Origin of the sequence: Photobacterium lipolyticum, assembly GCF_003026475.1 — a bacterium.
Lineage (GTDB): Bacteria > Pseudomonadota > Gammaproteobacteria > Enterobacterales > Vibrionaceae > Photobacterium > Photobacterium lipolyticum.
Genome location: NZ_PYMC01000014.1, coordinates 80,023 through 99,802, shown reverse-complemented (window position 1 = coordinate 99,802; position 19,780 = coordinate 80,023). Strand labels below are relative to the sequence as shown.

Here is a 19,780-nt window from a genome sequence, read left to right as displayed (position 1 = left end):
ATCATAACCAATCTTGAAAACGGGCTATCTCAGTACCAGCCACCAACACTTGCTGGTTGATTCATTGCTTAATTTATTATTGGATGCATTGAGTTGCACACCCAGAAAAATGCGTTTCTATTTGCCCTATCTTATACCAGTTCACGTCATTTGTGATGTTATCAGTGTAAGAAACAAAAACTGGAAGCAAGGCACTGAAACTCAGTATTGTAGCCGTTTTTACTTTGATAAAATCCATCATTTTGTCAATTTACGGAGACAATCGCTCAATTTATCGGCGTTCTGCCAAATCCATTAATTATCTAACCATTCAGAATATTTTTTAGGGAACTATGTTGATGAGTTGAACCTTTGGATAGAAACTGATTCTTGCCAGAAAAGAAAAACAGAAGGGAAATATAGCGCGTTTATAAGGATAAAAGATAACTTAGTGTCAGGCTCGGAGCAGCCAACACCGAAGTGGTTAATATCTGGATGTTATACCGACAGATACAAATCGAGCGGCATACGCCGCTCGATCCACTCGCCTCACTCAGCCACCAGCAACTGAATCACCATCAAAGATAGCTCACAGTATAATTAGCGAGTTTTAATAACCAAGTTATTAGTTTGCTTAACTTCTTCCATTACCACGTAAGTGCGGGTGTCGTTAACACCAGGTAGACGAAGTAGTGTTTCACCTAGCAGTTTACGATAAGCCGACATATCAGATACGCGCGTTTTTAACAGGTAATCGAAATCACCGGATACAAGATGGCATTCCTGGATATCTTCCAGCTCCTGAACTGATTTGTTGAATTGCTCAAATACGTCAGGTGCACCACGGTTTAACGTGATTTCAACAAAAACAAGCAGCGATGCATCTAGAAACTGAGGGTTCAACAGTGCAGTATAGCCGCTGATATAACCTTGACGCTCTAGTCGACGCACACGCTCAAGACAGGGTGTTGGAGAAAGTCCAACACGCTTAGACAGTTCAACATTCGAAATGCGACCATCTTTTTGCAGCTCATTCAGAATGTTACGGTCAATGCGATCCAATTCCTTGGATGGTTTCTTTTTGGTATCTACCATTTTTTATTCCACCTTCTTACTTCCTTGCAAAAAAATATACTACAACTTTCCAATATTTAGAATCAAATACTCTAATAGTCAAACTATACTGCCATTAGATCCGCATTAACAACCTTGCCAATAGCAAATAACACTATGATGCCAAGGGAGAAGCAGGATGATCATTGGTGTACCCAAAGAAATCAAAGACCATGAGTACCGCGTAGGTCTGATCCCAGCGAGCGTTCGTGAGCTTGTCTTACTCAACCACCAAGTCCTCGTCGAAACCAATGCCGGAGCTGGTATTGGCCTCAGCGATGCTGACTACCAAGCTGCAGGTGCTTTCATTATTTCTAGCGCCAAAGAAGTTTTTACCAGATCAGAGATGATTGTCAAAGTAAAAGAGCCTCAGGCAGTAGAAAGAACTATGCTCCACGAAGGACAGATTTTATTCACCTATCTCCATCTTGCACCAGATCTTCCACAAACAAAAGACCTGATAAAGAGTAAAGCTGTCTGTATTGCTTATGAAACGGTAACAGATAATAAGGGTACATTACCACTTTTAGCGCCAATGTCTGAAGTTGCAGGACGAATGTCTGTTCAGGCAGGAGCCCAGACACTGGAAAATTCGCGGGGCGGACGCGGACTATTGTTAAGTGGCGTACCGGGGGTCGAGCCTGCAAAAGTCGTCATTTTAGGGGGTGGTGTCGTTGGCTCGAATGCTGCGCGTATCGCTTTAGGTATGCGGGCTGACGTAACGATTCTCGACCGGAACATACATACACTTCGGGCATTAGATGCTGAATTTCAAGGCCGGGCAAAAGTCATCTATTCAACCGGAGAAGCCATCAATAATCTGGTTGTCGATGCCGATTTGATTATCGGAGCGGTACTGATCCCCGGCGCTGCTGCGCCCAAACTGATTACTGCAGAACATGTCAAAATCATGAAGCAGGGCTCTGCGCTGGTTGATGTTGCTATCGACCAAGGCGGCTGCTTTGAGACCTCTCGCCCGACGACACATTCCGAACCGACCTATATTATTGATGATGTCGTCCATTATTGTGTTGCCAATATGCCCGGCGCCGTTGCCCGTACGTCAACGTTCGCGTTAAACAATGCCACCCTGCCCTATGTGCTCAACTTGGCAAACAAGGGATATAAGAAAGCGTTGTTAGAGGATGAAGGCTTCTTAAATGGCATGAACATCATGTACGGTAAAGTGACTTGTAAAGAAGTGGCGGATGCCTTCGACCTCCACTTCACCGATCCCACCGTTGCGCTCAGTATGCATTGATCGGCCGATCATATCGCTGAAAACGTAATGTATATCCAAGTTACCTCAAGATGCAGGATTTGGGTATAGAGAAAAAGAGGAAATCTTCCTACAAGTTTTCCTTTTTACTCTATTGATCCCCCTCCTTTTTACGCTCTCTTTTGGACTGTATTTGATCTGGCACAATGACGCGCTTTCTTTACGCCCCCAATTTACCTACAATCACTCACTTAAATAGATAATCCCATTCAGCCTGGAGAAGTAATGAGTAACATAAGACATTGTAATCTGCTCATCCTCGGTTCTGGCCCTGCTGGCTATACCGCCGCGGTTTATGCTGCTCGTGCCAACCTGAACCCAGTGATGATCACGGGTATGCAGCAAGGCGGTCAGCTAACGACGACAACCGACGTTGAAAACTGGCCAGGTGATGCGGAAGGTTTAACCGGTCCGGCCCTGATGGATCGCATGAAAGCTCACGCCGAGAAGTTTGAGACTGAAATCATCTTTGATCACATCAATGAAACCGATTTTAGTCAGCGCCCTTTTCGTCTGAAAGGCGACAATGGTGAATACACGTGTGATGCGCTAATCATTTCAACCGGCGCTTCAGCTAAATACCTGGGGCTGGAGTCGGAAGAAACCTTTAAAGGCCGCGGGGTATCAGCTTGTGCGACATGCGATGGTTTTTTCTACCGTAACCAAAAAGTTGCCGTCGTGGGTGGCGGTAATACTGCGGTTGAAGAAGCATTATATCTGTCAAACATCGCTTCTGAAGTGCATCTTATTCACCGTCGCGACGCATTCCGTTCAGAGAAAATTCTGATCAACCGCCTGATGGATAAGGTAGAAAACGGCAATATTGTTCTTCACACCGATCGCATTCTGGACGAAATTCTGGGCGACGATATGGGGGTTACGGGGGTTCGCATTAAAGATACCAAATCTGATGCGACAGAAACTATTGACGTTATGGGTGCCTTCATTGCTATCGGCCACCAGCCGAACACGGCAATCTTTGAAGACCAGCTGGATATGGCAAACGGCTATATCAAAGTCCAGTCCGGTACTCAGGGCAATGCCACCCAAACCAGTGTTGAAGGGATCTTCGCTGCCGGTGATGTCATGGATCATACCTACCGCCAGGCTATTACCTCTGCGGGAACCGGTTGTATGGCCGCCCTTGATGCAGAGCGTTATCTGGATGCATTAGAACAACAAAAATAATCATATTTCTGGCCGTTATGGTTAATAACGGCCAGATCTTTTCAGTCTGCTCAACACCTGCCTGCATACTGCAGCGCACCGTTTAACAACGATACCTTTTTATGGATAAACAATTACAACGTGATTTAACCCAATGGTTAAAGTCACAAAGCAAGTTAGCCAAACGCTGGCTTATGCTGAGTGTCGGGCTTGGTTTCCTTTCAGGGTTGCTCTTAGTCGGCCAAGCTGCGCTATTAGCGAATATTCTCCACCAACTGATCATTGAACACACCGACAAGTATGAACTCGTCGATCAGTTTATCGGCCTGATCGCCATTGTAGGCTTACGTGCTGCATGCAGCTGGGGACGGGAAATTTTCGGCTACCGCTGCGGTGAACAAATTCGCCTCCATATCCGTCAGCTGATCTTAAACCGTCTGCACAGCTTAGGTCCGGCTTACATCAAAGGCAAACCAGCCGGTGCCTGGGCGAGTTTGGTCCTTGAGCAAGTCGAAGAGATGCAAGACTTTTTTGCTCGCTACCTCCCCCAGATGTCGATTGCGGTACTGGTTCCTGTCGTCATCCTGGTGACAGTCTTCCCGATTAACTGGGCAGCAGGCTTGATTTTTTTAGTCACAGCTCCGCTTGTACCAATGTTTATGGCATTAGTCGGTTTAGGGGCAGCAGATGCAAACCGACGCAACTTTAAAGCATTACAGCGCCTTTCTGGCCACTTTTACGACCGTTTGCAAGGGCTATCTACCCTTCGTTTATTTAACCGTGCAGATGCTGAAGCAGAAAACCTTCATGCTGCCTCGCATGTGTTACGTAAACGCACCATGGAAGTATTGCGTCTCGCCTTCCTGTCATCTGCGGTACTGGAATTTTTCTCCGCCATTTCGGTCGCTATCGTTGCCGTTTACTTTGGTTTCTCGTTTATCGGCGAATTAAATTTCGGCCACTATGGTGTACCGATCTCGCTGTTTACCGGCCTTTTCGTTCTCGTGCTGGCCCCTGAGTTCTACCAGCCTCTCCGAGATCTGGGAACCTTCTACCACGCTAAGGCCCAGGCTATCGGTGCGGCAGAATCGATCGTTGAGTTTCTTAACGTTGAAGCCGACGAAATGGCTGCTGGTGACCAAGAACTGCCGTCACCGGAAACCATAGAGATCAATGTGAGCGATCTGGAAGTACTAAGCCCTCAGGGTCAGGTACTGGCAGGCCCGTTAAGCTTCGATATTCAGGCCCGCGAACAGGTTGCTCTGGTTGGACCTAGCGGCGCGGGTAAGACCAGCCTGCTTAATGCCCTGCTCGGTTTCCTCCCTTATCGCGGCAGCCTGAAAATTAACGGCATCGAACTGAAAGAGCTGGATCACAGCGAGTGGCGTCAGGCGATTAGCTGGGTGGGACAAAACCCGCTGCTCGTTCACGGCAGTATCCATGACAACATCACCCTAGGGAACACGCTGGCAACCGATGATCACGTTAGCCTGGTAGCTAAACAGGCCTATGCAGACGAGTTTATCAGCCGTCTCGAAAAGGGTTACCAACACCAGGTCGGCGATCGCTCCGGAGGCTTATCTGTGGGTCAGGCACAACGTATCGCTGTTGCCCGGGCCATGCTGCAAGGCGGTGCATTTTGGGTATTAGATGAACCCACCGCCAGTCTTGATGCTAACAGTGAAAAACTGGTGCTGAAAAGCCTGAGTCAAGCCGTACAAGGCCAAACAACTTTAATGGTCAGCCACCGCCTAGATCAGTTATCGACCATTGACCGTGTTCTGGTATTAGAAGACGGTAAGCTGGTTCAGAACGGTCATTTCGATCAAATTAGTCATGAAGGTTTACTCGCCGACATGCTTTCCCATACCGATAAGAGGGATCTCAATGCGTGATTTAATCCCTTACCTGAAGCTCTACCGCAAACACTGGTTCGGCCTGACGCTGGGCATGCTATTAGGTCTGGCGACCCTGCTTGCGGCAATGAGCCTGTTAACCCTTTCCGGCTGGTTTATTTCCGCTTCTGCCGTTGCAGGCTTAACCATTGCCCGTGAAACGTTCAACTACATGCTGCCCGGAGCCGGTGTTCGCGGGTTTTCAATTGCCCGTACCGCAGGCCGCTGGGGCGAGCGCGTGGTCAGCCATAATGCCACCTTTAAATTACTGGCCGATCTACGTCTGTTCTTTTTCAAAAAGCTGATACCCTTAATTCCGGGCCGCCAGGCTAACTTACGAGATGCCGACTTGCTAAACCGTCTGGTGGCGGATGTCGATGCGATGGATCACGTCTACCTGCGCCTGATCAGCCCGCTGACTATCGGCATTATTGGCCTGCTTACTATTACCGGCTTTCTGGCCTGGTTTGATTTAACGATCGGCCTGACACTAGGGGCTATCCTGCTGGCATTGATGTTAGCCCTGCCTGTGATTTTCTACCGCTTAGGTAAATCCAACGGTGCAGCGCTAACCTATGCCAAAGCCAACTATCGCATTAAGCTGCTGGATTGGTTACAGGGACACGCAGAATTATTGTTGTTCAATGCCGAAGAGCGTTACCGAAAACAGGCAGAAGATGAACAGCAGTCATTGCTGACAGCGCAACGCCAGATGGCCAGCCTGACCGGATTAGCCAATGCCATTCTGCTGGCAGCAACGGGCTGGACTCTGGTACTGATTATCTGGATCGCCGCCGATGGTGTCGGGGGTGCAGCCCCCGATCCTTTCGTCGCCATGGTTGCCTTTGCCACGATGGCCAGCTTTGAGCTGATGATGCCTGTTGCGGGTGCCTTCCAATATCTGGGACAGACGCTGACATCGGCTCGTCGCCTGAACGAAATCATCGAAGCCACACCGGACACGCCATTTGATCCGAACGGTCATCAGGCTACAGTGAAGGGTGATATCACTATCGATAACATCGGCTATACCTATTACGGCAGTGACCAACCCGTACTGAGCAATGTGTCCGTCAGCCTTAAGCAAGGTGAGAAGCTGGCACTGCTTGGCCGTACAGGTTGCGGTAAATCTACCCTGCTTCAGCTTCTGACCCGAAACTGGGATCCGCAACAGGGCCAAATCCGTATTGATGATGTGGCACTGGCTGAATGGCACGAAGACTCACTCCGTAAAGCTGTGACCGTCGTCAGCCAGCGCGTTGACGTGTTTAACGGCTCATTGCGTGAAAACCTGATACTGGCAAAACCGGAAGGTACCGACGAAGAGTTTGTGGCAGCACTGAATAGCGTCGGCCTGCAAGCGCTGCTTGACGGTAAGGGATTAGATACCTGGCTTGGTGAGGGGGGGAGGCAGATCTCTGGTGGTGAACGTCGTCGCTTAGGTATTGCCCGTGCGCTGTTACACGATGCACCGATCCTGCTGCTCGATGAACCGACAGAAGGGCTGGATCGCCGTACCGAGCAGCAGATCCTGAACCTGTTACTGGAACATGCCAAAGACAAAACCGTTCTGTTTATCACCCACCGCTTGGTCGGTCTGGAACAGATGGATCAGATTTGCCTGATGGATGAAGGCGAAATCATTGAACACGGGAAGCACAAAGAACTACTGGCTGCTAACGGCCGTTATTCAGAATTGTGGCAACGTATTTAAAGAGTCGAGAGTCGAGAGTCGAGAGTCGAGAAAAGAATGCAGCGAGGAATGAGAGTTCCTCGTTTTTATTATGTTGTATAAGTCCTGCGGTCCTGCAAGCAGGCTCTCCGAGCCATAGTTGGGAGTCAAGCTGTGGCTCTTTCTCGAAACTCGAACCTGATTACTCGAAACTGTTTATCCTTAGGTCCTCAGGGCCATCGAACCGCTCTTAAAAAACCTTATCCACCCGTACTCCCTCATTGAAATAGAGAATACGCACATTATCACCCCGGCCAAAAATCATACTCTGGTCGACATCCTGAATGACATCAATCAATTTACCGTCATCGGTTTTAATCAGTATTTCCACCAGGCGATATTCAACTACTGTTTGACCAGGCTGGCGATTATGCGCAATGCTGGCTCCGGCCACGACACCGACAGCAGTTGCGACCTCACGGCCTGTACCTCCGCCAAACTGATTACCAATCAAGCCTCCCACAACGCCACCTAATAAGGTTTCCCAGCCATTGTGCCGAGAGTTAATCACTTCTTGCTGGGTGATATAGCGAACAGTATCAACTTGGCCGAAGACAATCTTGTTAACAGTCCGGGCTTCATTACGGTTGTATGGTGCTGCCGTTAAAGTAAGTGGCAGCAATAACAGTAACATTAACAACGTTCTCATATATAATTTCTCCACAGGCCCTAATACTAAACTGAAAAAATTGAGTTTCTATGGCTATTTACCTGCCGGAATTAGACCCGGTTGATACGCATTTCCCTAACCCGGAAACCGCACTCGACGATCCCAATGGCTTACTGGCTTTCGGCGGAGACTTAAGACCTGAACGTTTGGTTTCTGCTTATCGACAAGGGATCTTCCCCTGGTATTCTGATGGCGAGCCTATTTTATGGTGGAGCCCTGCTCCCAGGGCGATCTTTCTCCCCGACAAGTTTAGACCGAGCAAAAGCCTGCGTAAATTTTACCGTAAGTCAGGATACCAAATCACGCTGAATAAAGCCTGTCATGAAGTGATCCGTCAATGTGCCTCCAGTCGAGGCCCGGACGCCACCTGGATAACGACCAGTATGATACAAGCTTATCAAGTCATGCATAATCTCGGCTATTGCCACTCAGTCGAAGTATGGGATCAGGGCAAGCTGGTCGGAGGCCTGTATGGCTTACAAATCGGGACAATCTTCTGTGGTGAATCGATGTTCTCGCTGGCAGACAATGCGTCAAAGATCGCGCTATGGTTTTTCTGTCGCCACTTCACCGCGCACGGCGGTACCTTAATCGACTGCCAAATCATGAATGACCATCTAGAATCATTAGGTGCTATCGAAATTAAACGTCGTCCGTTCATGCAACAATTGCATCGGGATAGAGATGCAATACTTAAAATAGGCTGTTACACAGCACAAGAGTTACTGCTCCCATCAGAATAAAGGCGTCTATGAATAACCTCTCTTTACGAATTGGTTTAACTCCCTTTTCTTATTGTAACTATTTACCCGGCAACCAAGAGCAATTGGGAGTGGTGATGGATCAACACTGGCTTTCACCCAAGGGTTACAGCGTACTATTAGCCTCTGGCTATCGTCGCAGCGGCTGTGCTGTCTATAAACCCATGTGCGAACAATGTACGGCTTGTACCCCAATCCGTGTTGATTGCCAATATTTCACACCATCGAAAAGTCAGAAGCGCCAGCTCAATCAGATGAAGAAACTGCGTTGGGAATTTAAAGCCAAGTTAGATGACAACTGGTTCACGCTATATGAGAAGTACATCCGCTTACGTCATTCTGATGGCGCCATGTATCCCGCGAACAAACAACAGTTCTTTGATTTCTGTACCGCAGAATGGATGGATACTCTTTTTCTTCACGTCTATGAAGACGACACCCTGATTGCCATTGCCGTTACTGACGTGTTTGTTGATGCCTTAAGCGCGGTATATAGTTTTTTCGAGCCCGATTCCACATTTTCACTAGGTACTCTGTGTATATTATTTCAGATTCAATACTGCCAGCAGACAGGACGAAAATGGCTCTACCCCGGTTATCAGATTGATGCCTGCAAGGCGATGAATTACAAAATCAGATTTAAGCCACACCAAAAATTAATTCAGGGACGATGGCAAGAGTAGCCAGTTACATCGTCATCATGACTGAAATTGATACGCTTAACCGTTACCTAACAGATGTATTTCGATAAAATCAGGATAAAATGAACTTTAGTCGGTAACAAAAGCTGACAAAGAGTACTGGCAAGGGTAGAATTGCGACCTAAACTTTACACTTAAACAGTTTAAAGGCATTATTCTGCCCGATCAGAAGAATGGCAGGTAGCCTAAGAGGATTCAATGGCAAAAGAAGACGTAATTGAAATGCAAGGTACTGTACAAGATACACTGCCTAACACTATGTTCCGCGTTGAACTGGAAAACGGTCACGTAGTTACCGCTCACATCTCTGGTAAAATGCGTAAAAACTACATCCGTATTCTGACTGGTGACAAGGTTACCGTGGAACTGACTCCGTACGACCTGACTAAAGGCCGCATCGTCTTCCGCGCACGTTAATCTTGAAACAAGATTAAAGAATACTATGAAGCCCGGCCAGTTGCCGGGTTTTATTTTGCCTGTTGTTATGTATTCACCTAATACCAATCACATCGGCAGATAAAAATAACCGCCTTTCAGGCGGTTATTTCGTTTGTATTGTTGGAAACAATTGTTGGTAAAAGCAATGCTTAATGCGCAGGTTCCATTTCACTATTGAATTGGAAATCGAGTTCGCCATTAATATAATCAACACGTACCGAACCGCCGTTTACCAGGCAACCGAACAACAATTCATTTGCCAAAGGCTTCTTGAGACGGTCTTGAATGAGGCGGGCCATCGGACGTGCCCCCATGGTCTTGTCATACCCTTTCTCTGCCAGCCAGGCACGAGCACTATCAGAGACTTCCATCGAAACACCACGGGCATCGAGTTGGGCTTGCAGCTCAACAATGAACTTATCGACCACTTGAGAAATAACATCTTTATCAAGGTTGTTAAACCAAATGATGCTATCTAATCGGTTACGGAATTCTGGTGTAAACACACGCTTAATTTCCGACATCGCATCAAGGCTGTGATCTTGCTGAATCAAACCAATCGACTTACGTACGGTCTCCGTCACACCGGCATTGGTGGTCATGACAAAAATCACATTACGAAAATCTGCTTTACGTCCGTTATTATCAGTTAATGTACCGTTATCCATTATCTGAAGTAGCAAGTTAAAGACATCAGGGTGCGCTTTTTCAATTTCATCGAGCAATACGACTGAGTGCGGCTGCTTAATAACGGCATCGGTTAGTAGCCCACCTTGGTCATAACCGACATAACCAGGAGGCGCACCAATCAAACGGCTAACGGTATGACGCTCCATATATTCCGACATATCAAAACGAAGCAACTCAATACCTAAAGTGCGTGCCAGCTGAACGGTTACTTCCGTTTTACCCACCCCGGTAGGGCCCGCAAACAGGAATGAACCGACAGGTTTATTCTCAGCCCCCAAACCGGCACGACTTAACTTGATCGCTTCAGTCAGCGCATCAATAGCAGGATCCTGACCAAACACCAGCATCTTCAGCTTACCATCCAGATTCTTCAGGACATCACGGTCACTCGATGACACTGATTTTTCGGGAATACGTGCCATTTTAGCGATCATCGCTTCGATGTCACTGACGTTAACTGTTTTCTTACGGCGACTCGCAGGCGCAAGACGACAACGGGCACCGGCTTCATCTATCACATCAATCGCCTTATCAGGCAGGTGACGTTCATTGATGTATTTCGCCGACAATTCGACCGCCGCACGAATCGCTTTATTGGTATAGCGTACATCGTGGTGTGCTTCGTATTTAGGCTTCAGGCCCATCAAGATTTTAGTGGTGTCATCGATCGTAGGCTCAATAACATCGATCTTCTGGAAACGACGAGCCAACGCACGCTCTTTCTCAAAAATATTGCTGTATTCCTGATAGGTTGTTGACCCCATGCAGCGTATTTTACCGCTGCTCAGTAAAGGCTTGATGAGATTGGCGGCGTCTACCTGACCGCCAGACGCGGCACCCGCACCAATGATAGTATGAATTTCATCAATGAACAGAACGGCGTGATCTTCTTTTTCAAGCTGTTTCAAAATGCCTTTAAAGCGCTTCTCGAAGTCACCACGATATTTCGTTCCTGCCAGCAAAGAACCAATATCTAACGAATAGATGACACAGTCTTTAATAATTTCAGGAACCTGGCCTTCAACAATACGCCATGCCAGCCCCTCAGCTATGGCGGTTTTACCGACACCGGCCTCACCAACCAGTAATGGGTTGTTTTTTCGACGGCGACACAGAACCTGAACGGTACGCTCAAGTTCGCTATCACGGCCAATTAACGGATCAATACCACCAGCACGGGCTAGTTGATTCAGGTTAGTTGCAAAGTTTTCCAGCTTGTCTTCTGAGCCTTGTTCAGCGCGAGGTTCATCCCCCCCGACATCTGAGCCACCCAAATCATCATTGTCACTGTCCTTGACGGTACCGTGCGAAATGAAATTGACCACGTCTAAACGGCTAATATCACTTTTCTTAAGTAGATAAGCGGCATGAGATTCTTGCTCGCTGAAAATAGCAACAAGGACATTAGCACCCGTGACTTCGCTGCGACCAGATGATTGAACATGGAACACAGCGCGCTGCAGAACACGCTGGAAGCTTAGTGTTGGTTGCGTTTCACGGCTCTCATCATCCACAGGAATAAGAGGTGTGGTCTGCTCGATGAATGAATCAAGCTCTTTCCGTAAAACATCTAGGTCAGCGCGACACGCTAACAGCGCTTCTTGAGCGGCGACATTTTCTAGTAAGGCCAACAGTAAATGCTCGACGGTCATAAACTCATGGCGCTTTTCTCTCGCACGTGCAAATGCACCGTTCAAGCTGGCTTCAAGTTCTTTATTTAGCATAAGGCACCTCCCCTAAATACCACTCAATATGGCGTGCCGGAAAAAGTTTAAGCTTTCTCCATAGTACACAGTAGCGGATGTTCATGCTCCCTTGCATACATCATCACTTGTGCCACTTTCGTTTCAGCGACTTCAGCGGTGAAGGTTCCGCAAATTGCTTTCCCTTCATAATGTACAGAAAGCATCAACTGTGTGGCTTTCTCCAGATCCATGGAGAAGAACTTCTGTAACACTTCTATCACAAAATCCATCGGAGTGTAATCATCATTGTTTAAAATAACTTTATACATCGATGGTGGTTTAACCTGAGTTTTTTCCTCATCTAATACATCTGACTCAGGAATAATCCATTCATATAACTTACTCATAATCTCATCTTATAGCTAAAGAATCCAAATGCCATTTATTAACAACAACTTAAAGTTCAATGCATAAATCCATGGCGACAAAATGGCGACACTTTTTCTCTACCTATACATCAACACTAATCCACCAATTGTATTCCAGCAAATCTAAGGTGGCTACGACCAAATTAATTTTTACAGTAACATCTAGCTGTTTAGGCCTGTTAAAACAGTCAATATGGCCACGTTTTTCATAAACTGGTCGACAAGTGCCAGCTTAATCTGATTCTTAACGGCATTAACTATTTCCACGATTTCAGGTTTTCATTTTTGACAAATTCCGACTAGCCCTTGTTTTATCTGACTTCACGAATTTAATTAAATACTCACCTGTTCAATACACTCCCGCTAGTAAAGAGAAAAATTGACTATTAATATCAACACGTTAAAACTTATGTCAGTATCGTCATCGAACTCTTTAACCTGAAGTAGTAAAAAAATCATTCTCTGAAATTTCACCAAATGATTAATCACCCGTTTCAAACACCTTACTATCCCGCAGCCCTGCGAATCTTCTGGCTTTGCGGCTCGTGGGGAGCTGCGCTTTCTGTGGATGGCTTATACTCACGCCATTAAATATCGAGTCCGTCACAAATAGCGAAAAGTAGCGCACATGCAATAAATAGATACCAAATATGATTTTATTTGAGCGTGGTGATTCTGGACGGTCCTTGATTATCGGCTCAGGCCCCATATGGCGCGGGGTGTGGGAGGCGAAGCTTACGATTTCACCGTCGTCATTTGTTCAAGCGCTTACTGTATCCAGGCTGATAAAAAAAGATTTTATCCAAATGTTACAATATGCACTTGACTGTCTAGTACTTTTTACTAAAGTGTAACCTGTAGTAGATATAAACTGCATCAAATAGCATTAGTATGCAGGAGTTCGAGGAGGAGCCTTGCTAACTAATGCAGAATGGAACTTGAATGCAAGAGGGATGTAAAGCATGGCAACAGGTACGGTTAAATGGTTCAATAACGCCAAAGGTTTTGGTTTCATCTGCCCTGAAGGGGGTGATGGTGATATCTTTGCACACTATTCAACTATCCAGATGGATGGGTATCGAACACTAAAAGCTGGCCAGCAGGTCAACTATCATGTTCAAACTGGTCCTAAAGGTTTCCATGCCAGCGAGATAGTCCCGCTCGACGGTGATACTGCAAAATAATCGTCAACGGTAAATCGCATCAAATCCTAAGGGTGAGCAATGTGCTCGCCTTTTTTTATCAAACGACCCGACCTTCCTACTAAGCTGCATTTACAATGCAAACTTACGTACATTTAAATGATCTATTTCTCATCTCAGTTTTACTTGCGTAATGCATCAATAGCAAAAAATCAGGCCTTCCTGCTCACTGAATAAAAAGTGAATAAACCCGCCGTTATTATTAACATATTTATTAACAAGTTCAATCTATTGCACCCGACTGGTTGAAATACATACAAAAAGGCCCAGCCGAAGCTGAGCCCTTTACATCTCACGAGAGTAAAAAATGAATTTTTACATCTGCTCAATAATATCGTTAGCAAACTCAGAGCACTTACGAAGCGTTGCACCTTCCATCAGGCGCTCAAAATCATAAGTTACCGTCTTATTGCTAATGGCAGCTTCTGTCGCGCTGATGATGAGATCAGCAGCCTCAGTCCAGCCCATATGGCGAAGCATCATTTCCGCAGAAAGAATGAGTGAGCCAGGGTTTACTTTATCCTGACCGGCATACTTCGGCGCGGTACCATGAGTGGCTTCAAATAGAGCTACGCCATCACCGATGTTTGCACCAGGAGCAATACCAATACCACCAACCTGAGCGGCAAGTGCATCCGAAATGTAGTCACCGTTGAGGTTCATTGTCGCAATAACATCGTACTCAGCAGGACGAAGCAGGATCTGTTGCAGGAATGCATCTGCGATACAGTCTTTAATAATGATCTCTTTGCCAGTGTTTGGATTCTTCAGTGTCATCCATGGACCACCGTCCAATAGCTCAGCTCCAAACTCTTGCAATGCGACTTCGTAACCCCAATCTTTGAAGGCACCTTCGGTGAACTTCATAATATTCCCTTTGTGAACCAGCGTTAGTGAGTCACGGTCATTATCGATTGTATACTGAAGAGCTGCGCGGATCAGACGCTTAGTACCTTCCTCAGAAACAGGCTTGATACCGATACCACACTGCTGCGGAAAGCGGATTTTCGTTGCGCCCATTTCGTCTTGCAGGAATTTAATTACTTTATCTGCTTCTGCAGTGCCAGCCTGGAATTCAACGCCGGCGTAGATATCTTCTGAGTTTTCACGGTAGATAACCATGTCTGTCAGTTCAGGTTGTTTAACCGGGCTTGGTACGCCTTCGAAGTAACGAACCGGACGTGCACAGATGTACAGATCAAGTTCTTGGCGCAGGGCAACATTTAGAGAGCGAATACCACCGCCAACTGGCGTCGTTAACGGGCCTTTAATAGCCACTTTATATTCACGAATGAAATCTAAAGTTTCTTGCGGTAACCACGCGTCTTCACCATACACCTGAGTTGATTTCTCACCTGTGTAGATTTCCATCCACTCAATTTTACGGTCGCCAGCGTACGCTTTTTTTACTGCCGCATCGACAACTTTGATCATTGCAGGGCTTACATCAACACCAATACCATCACCTTCAATGTATGGAATGATCGGGTTGTTAGGAACGACCAGCTTACCGTTTGCGTCAAGTGTAATTTTTTGACCTTCAGCTGGTACAACTACTTTACTATCCATTTAAATCTCCTAGCGTCCATTTGTTATCTTTTTGTAAGATGCGCGCAAATCATACTTGAAATTTTATCAACACGCCAATTGAGTTTTTTTAGCGTATAATCGGCCAGTCGAAATTACCAATCCCCAGTACAGCACGCTACCTATGAAGCCAAACACCTCCTATCGTCAAACTCAACGGTCCAACAATGAGCGCAGAGCATCAAGAAAGCTGCATAAACCAAAGCGCCCTCGCGGTCCGCAAAAGATCATTTTATTTAACAAACCATTCAATGTTTTGACTCAGTTTTCCGGTGAGCCTGGCGATAAAACACTGGCTGATTTCATCCCGGTAAAAGACATCTATCCTGCCGGACGGTTAGATAAAGACAGCGAAGGTTTGTTGGTATTAACTAACGATGGCGTACTTCAGGCACGCTTAACTCAGCCAAAATCTAAGTCACCTAAAATCTATTGGGCGCAGGTCGAGGGCGTTCCGAGCGATGACGATCTGGAGCAACTCCGTAAAGGGGTAACCTTAAATGACGGGCCAACCCTACCAGCAGATATTGAGCGTATTACTCATCCTGAAATATGGGATCGTAATCCACCGATTCGTGAACGCAAAAACATACCGACAACCTGGCTTGCGATAACGTTAAGAGAAGGCCGGAATCGCCAGGTACGTCGTATGACTGCTCATATCGGTTTTCCTACCTTGCGCCTGATCCGCTACAAGATGGCTGACTGGACAGTTAATGATCTGGCGCCCGGCGAGTGGCGTGAAGTTACTTTGATGCCGACAACTGACCATTAACCCCTGCGACTAAATAATCATTGCTTGCCGGTAGCGTTCGCTGCCGGTATTTTCTGACCGGTTTTTATCACGACTCCACACATAAAAAGCTACACATTGCATGCGTGTTCAACTATTATTGCCAGCAATTAGCAAACGTTTGCTTTGTTGTGGTGTAAGGCGTTACGTCTTTATCATAAAGACTTATTCATACAGCATATTGTCGTTTTTTCAGTACGATAAAATTATTAAAGTGTGATTCTGCTCTCGGTCTGTTTCGTCCCTAAGCTTTCTGTTAGAATTACACTCTTATCACTACTAGCGACTTAAGAGAAATATGTCAGATAACAGCCAGAAAAAAGTCATTGTCGGCATGTCCGGCGGCGTTGACTCTTCCGTATCAGCTTACTTATTGCTTCAACAGGGCTATCAGGTTGAAGGCCTGTTTATGAAGAACTGGGAAGAAGACGATAATGAAGAATACTGCTCTGCCGCAGAAGATCTCGCTGATGCGCAAGCTGTATGTGACAAGCTAGGGATCCACCTTCATACGATTAACTTTGCAGCAGAATACTGGGACAACGTGTTCGAGTACTTTCTGGCTGAATATAAAGCAGGTCGTACACCTAACCCGGATATCCTTTGCAACAAAGAGATCAAATTCAAAGCCTTCCTGGAGTTCGCCGATGAAGTTCTGGAAGCTGATTACATTGCTATGGGTCACTACACACGCCGTAGCTTCCCGACAGGTGAAGGCGAAAAGCCACAGATGTTACGCGGTGTAGACACCAACAAAGATCAGAGCTACTTCCTGTATACCCTTAGCCATGAACAAATTGCGCGCAGCCTGTTCCCGGTTGGTGAACTGGAAAAACCAGAAGTACGCCGTATTGCAGAAGAGCAAGATCTGATCACGGCGAAGAAAAAAGATTCAACCGGTATCTGCTTTATCGGTGAGCGTAAATTCACTGAGTTTTTAAGTAAGTACCTTCCGGCTCAGCCAGGAAATATCGAGACGGCAGATGAAGGCAAAGTGATTGGCGAGCACCAGGGCCTGATGTACCACACTCTGGGTCAGCGTAAAGGTCTGCATATCGGTGGTCAGAAAGGCGGTGGCGGCAATGAAGATGCATGGTACGTTGTCGATAAAGATGTTGAGCGTAACGTACTGGTTGTTGGACAGGGTAAAGATCACCCACGCCTTAAATCGAATGGTTTAATGGCCTCTCAGCTACACTGGGTTGATCGTCAGCCAATTCGCGAACCAATGGCTTGCACCGTAAAAACCCGTTACCGTCAGCAAGATATTCCTTGCACAATTATCCCTGTGGATGATGAGAACATCAAAGTGATTTTCGATGAGCCTCAAATTGCGGTTACTCCAGGTCAGTCCGCAGTATTTTATCAAGATGAGATCTGCCTTGGCGGCGGTATTATTGAGCAGCGAATCTAAAGGAGCAGTCACTCGTGGCACACACTCTGTATGACCGAACTATCGCATTTGCCGGTATTTGTCAGGCTATAAAGCTTGTTCAAAAAATCGCCCGTGACGGCACTTGTGACAGCAATGAACTGGAAGCGTGTCTGAACAGTATCTCTGTAACAGATCCTTCAAATACTGTTGAAATTTATGGTAATGAGGCCAACCTGAAACTTGGTCTTGAAACCTTAGCGACCGAAATAGATAACACGCCATCAGGTAATGAAATTACGCGTTATCTGGTTAGCGTTATGGCACTGGAACGCAAGCTATCCGGCCGACGTGACAGCATGGCGCAGCTGGGTGATCGTATTGATACCATAAAACGTCAAACTGGTCATTACGAGTTATTAGATGATCAAATGGTAAGTAATCTTGCCAGTATCTATCTGGATATTATCAGCCCTCTCGGCCCAAGAATTCAGGTAACCGGTACACCTGCGCATCTTCAACAACCACAAGTGCAGCATAAAGTACGCGCTTTGCTTTTAGCTGCTGTACGAAGTGCCGTACTTTGGCGCCAGGTCGGCGGCAAACGTCGTCACCTGATCTTCGGTCGCAAGCAAATGGTTGAGCAAGCAAAAATCTTACTCGCTCGCTGTTAATTTTACTGGCTTATCCGCTTATGTGATAAGCCATAATGTAGTTTATTAATCGATATCCTTAGCTGTTCATCTGAGTGAATAGCTATTCAGGATTTATTACACATACTGTTCTAACCTCATCAATATCAGGAGAGAGACAACATGGAACTGTCAGCATTGACTGCTGTTTCCCCGGTAGACGGCCGTTACGGAAGTAAAACAAGTGCACTTCGCAGCATTTTCAGCGAATTTGGTCTGCTAAAATATCGCACTATTGTTGAAGTCCGTTGGTTACAAAAACTAGCCGCTACTGATGCTATCGTCGAAGTTCCTGCGTTCAGTGATGAAGCAAATCAGTTTTTAGATCGCATCGCTGCTGAATTTAGCGAAGAAGATGCACTACGTATAAAAACAATCGAGCGTACGACTAACCACGACGTTAAAGCTGTTGAATACTTCCTGAAAGAGAAAGTTGCAGAAGTACCAGAACTACACGCTGTCAATGAATTCATTCACTTTGCCTGTACTTCTGAAGACATCAACAACCTGTCTCACGCGCTAATGCTTAATGAAGCGCGTGAAAAAGTGATGCAGCCAGAGATCCGCAACGTTATCGATGCAATCAAAGGCCTTGCGAACGAATACCGCGACATTCCATTACTTTCCCGTACCCACGGCCAGCCCGCTTCTCCATCGACGATGGGCAAAGAAATGGCCAACGTGGCGTACCGTATGGAACGTCAGTTCAAGCAAATCGCAAACGTTGAAATTCTGGGTAAAATCAACGGTGCGGTAGGTAACTACAACGCTCACATTTCTGCTTACCCAGAAATCGACTGGCACCAGTACAGCGAAGAGTTCGTCACATCTCTTGGCATTACCTGGAACCCGTATACAACGCAAATCGAACCGCATGATTATATTGCTGAGCTGTTTGATGCGTTTGCTCGTTTCAATACTATTCTTCTGGACTTTGACCGTGACGTTTGGGGCTACATTGCTCTGGGTCACTTCAAGCAAAGAACAATCGCGGGCGAAATCGGCTCTTCAACGATGCCGCACAAAGTAAACCCGATCGACTTCGAGAACTCTGAAGGTAACCTGGGTCTGGCTAACGCGCTGTTCTCTCACCTTGCCCAGAAACTGCCTGTTTCCCGCTGGCAGCGTGATCTGACTGACTCAACCGTTTTACGTAACCTGGGTGTAGGCTGTGGCTACGCAATCATTGCTTATACTTCGACACTGAAAGGTATCAGCAAGCTGGAAGTAAACCGGGCAGCACTAGAAGCTGAACTGGACAAGAACTGGGAAGTTCTGGCTGAGCCTGTACAAACGGTTATGCGTCGCTACGGCATCGAAAAACCATACGAGAAGCTGAAAGAGCTGACTCGCGGCAAGCGTGTGGATGGCGAAGGCATGCGTACCTTCATCGATGGTCTTGAGCTGCCTGAGCACGAGAAAGCACGTCTGAAAGAAATGACACCGGCTAACTACATCGGTGACGCAATTAAGCTCACTGACAAGCTGTAATTCTTTCAAATATCATTACGAAATGGGCTGGCATTTTTGCCGGCCCTTTTTCATTCATTATCCCCCCCTATTCTTATCCGCCCTCTGTAGCAGCAAAGACTGAAA

Annotated in this window: 17 protein-coding genes; 12 read left to right on the top strand and 5 right to left on the bottom strand. The window is 46.5% G+C overall.

Going from position 1 to position 19,780, the window contains the following annotated elements; all coding sequences use genetic code 11:
* Positions 1-579: 579 nt before the first annotated feature.
* Positions 580-1,074 carry a leucine-responsive transcriptional regulator Lrp gene (lrp, locus tag C9I89_RS17295; protein WP_007467256.1) on the bottom strand — a complete coding sequence of 165 codons (495 nt, stop codon included), beginning with the start codon at positions 1,072-1,074 and terminating at the stop codon, positions 580-582.
* 157 nt (positions 1,075-1,231) lie between these two features.
* Between lrp and ald the strand changes: the two genes are divergently transcribed.
* The 4 genes from ald to cydC all read left to right on the top strand — a co-directional run bounded on the left by ald (position 1,232) and on the right by cydC (position 7,147).
* On the top strand, positions 1,232-2,353 hold the full coding sequence (gene ald / locus C9I89_RS17290; protein WP_107284568.1) for an alanine dehydrogenase: 1,122 nt from the start codon (positions 1,232-1,234) through the stop codon (positions 2,351-2,353).
* Positions 2,354-2,596: 243 nt separating this feature from the next.
* Positions 2,597-3,559: a thioredoxin-disulfide reductase gene (trxB, locus tag C9I89_RS17285; RefSeq protein WP_107284567.1), complete on the top strand. Its 963-nt coding sequence runs from the start codon at positions 2,597-2,599 to the stop codon at positions 3,557-3,559.
* A gap of 101 nt (positions 3,560-3,660) precedes the next feature.
* Entirely contained in the window at positions 3,661-5,433 is a 1,773-nt protein-coding gene (cydD, locus tag C9I89_RS17280; RefSeq protein ID WP_107284566.1) for a heme ABC transporter permease/ATP-binding protein CydD, read from the top strand.
* Positions 5,426-7,147 (top strand): heme ABC transporter ATP-binding protein/permease CydC, encoded by a 1,722-nt coding sequence (cydC, locus tag C9I89_RS17275; RefSeq protein ID WP_107284565.1) that lies wholly within the window; start codon positions 5,426-5,428, stop codon positions 7,145-7,147. Before cydD ends, cydC begins: the two co-directional genes overlap by 8 nt.
* 208 nt (positions 7,148-7,355) lie before the next feature.
* On the opposite strand, the gene C9I89_RS17270 is transcribed toward cydC, so the two are convergent.
* The gene (locus C9I89_RS17270) at positions 7,356-7,814 is read right to left on the bottom strand and encodes an outer membrane lipoprotein (RefSeq protein ID WP_107284564.1); all 459 of its coding nucleotides are present in this window, start codon (positions 7,812-7,814) and stop codon (positions 7,356-7,358) included.
* A 50-nt stretch (positions 7,815-7,864) separates the two neighbouring features.
* Between C9I89_RS17270 and aat the strand changes: the two genes are divergently transcribed.
* From aat to infA, 3 genes are all read left to right on the top strand, one after another.
* A complete protein-coding gene (gene aat, locus C9I89_RS17265; protein WP_107284563.1) occupies positions 7,865-8,578 on the top strand; it encodes a leucyl/phenylalanyl-tRNA--protein transferase in 714 nt (237 codons plus the stop codon).
* A gap of 8 nt (positions 8,579-8,586) precedes the next feature.
* Positions 8,587-9,279, top strand: coding sequence for an arginyltransferase (locus C9I89_RS17260; RefSeq protein ID WP_107284562.1), 693 nt, complete (start codon positions 8,587-8,589; stop codon positions 9,277-9,279).
* A 216-nt stretch (positions 9,280-9,495) separates the two neighbouring features.
* Positions 9,496-9,714, top strand: coding sequence for a translation initiation factor IF-1 (infA, locus tag C9I89_RS17255; protein ID WP_006231244.1), 219 nt, complete (start codon positions 9,496-9,498; stop codon positions 9,712-9,714).
* Positions 9,715-9,884: 170 nt separating this feature from the next.
* Here infA and clpA read toward each other — a convergent pair whose 3' ends face one another.
* Positions 9,885-12,149, bottom strand: a complete 2,265-nt coding sequence (gene clpA / locus C9I89_RS17250) for an ATP-dependent Clp protease ATP-binding subunit ClpA (RefSeq protein WP_107284561.1) — start codon at positions 12,147-12,149, stop codon at positions 9,885-9,887.
* A 47-nt stretch (positions 12,150-12,196) separates the two neighbouring features.
* Positions 12,197-12,517, bottom strand: coding sequence for an ATP-dependent Clp protease adapter ClpS (gene clpS, locus C9I89_RS17245; RefSeq protein WP_107284560.1), 321 nt, complete (start codon positions 12,515-12,517; stop codon positions 12,197-12,199).
* A gap of 983 nt (positions 12,518-13,500) precedes the next feature.
* Between clpS and cspD the strand changes: the two genes are divergently transcribed.
* Entirely contained in the window at positions 13,501-13,722 is a 222-nt protein-coding gene (cspD, locus tag C9I89_RS17240) for a cold shock domain-containing protein CspD (protein WP_107284559.1), read from the top strand.
* A 333-nt stretch (positions 13,723-14,055) separates the two neighbouring features.
* Here cspD and icd read toward each other — a convergent pair whose 3' ends face one another.
* Positions 14,056-15,309 (bottom strand): NADP-dependent isocitrate dehydrogenase, encoded by a 1,254-nt coding sequence (icd, locus tag C9I89_RS17235; protein WP_107284558.1) that lies wholly within the window; start codon positions 15,307-15,309, stop codon positions 14,056-14,058.
* 142 nt (positions 15,310-15,451) lie between these two features.
* On the opposite strand from icd, the gene rluE reads away from it, so the two are divergent.
* From rluE to purB, 4 genes are all read left to right on the top strand, one after another.
* Entirely contained in the window at positions 15,452-16,102 is a 651-nt protein-coding gene (rluE, locus tag C9I89_RS17230; protein ID WP_107284557.1) for a 23S rRNA pseudouridine(2457) synthase RluE, read from the top strand.
* 316 nt (positions 16,103-16,418) lie between these two features.
* A complete protein-coding gene (gene mnmA / locus C9I89_RS17225; RefSeq protein WP_107284556.1) occupies positions 16,419-17,534 on the top strand; it encodes a tRNA 2-thiouridine(34) synthase MnmA in 1,116 nt (371 codons plus the stop codon).
* Between the two features lie 14 nt (positions 17,535-17,548).
* Positions 17,549-18,166, top strand: a complete 618-nt coding sequence (gene hflD, locus C9I89_RS17220; protein ID WP_107284555.1) for a high frequency lysogenization protein HflD — start codon at positions 17,549-17,551, stop codon at positions 18,164-18,166.
* 141 nt (positions 18,167-18,307) lie between these two features.
* The gene (gene purB, locus C9I89_RS17215) at positions 18,308-19,675 is read left to right on the top strand and encodes an adenylosuccinate lyase (RefSeq protein ID WP_107284554.1); all 1,368 of its coding nucleotides are present in this window, start codon (positions 18,308-18,310) and stop codon (positions 19,673-19,675) included.
* Positions 19,676-19,780 lie beyond the last annotated feature (105 nt).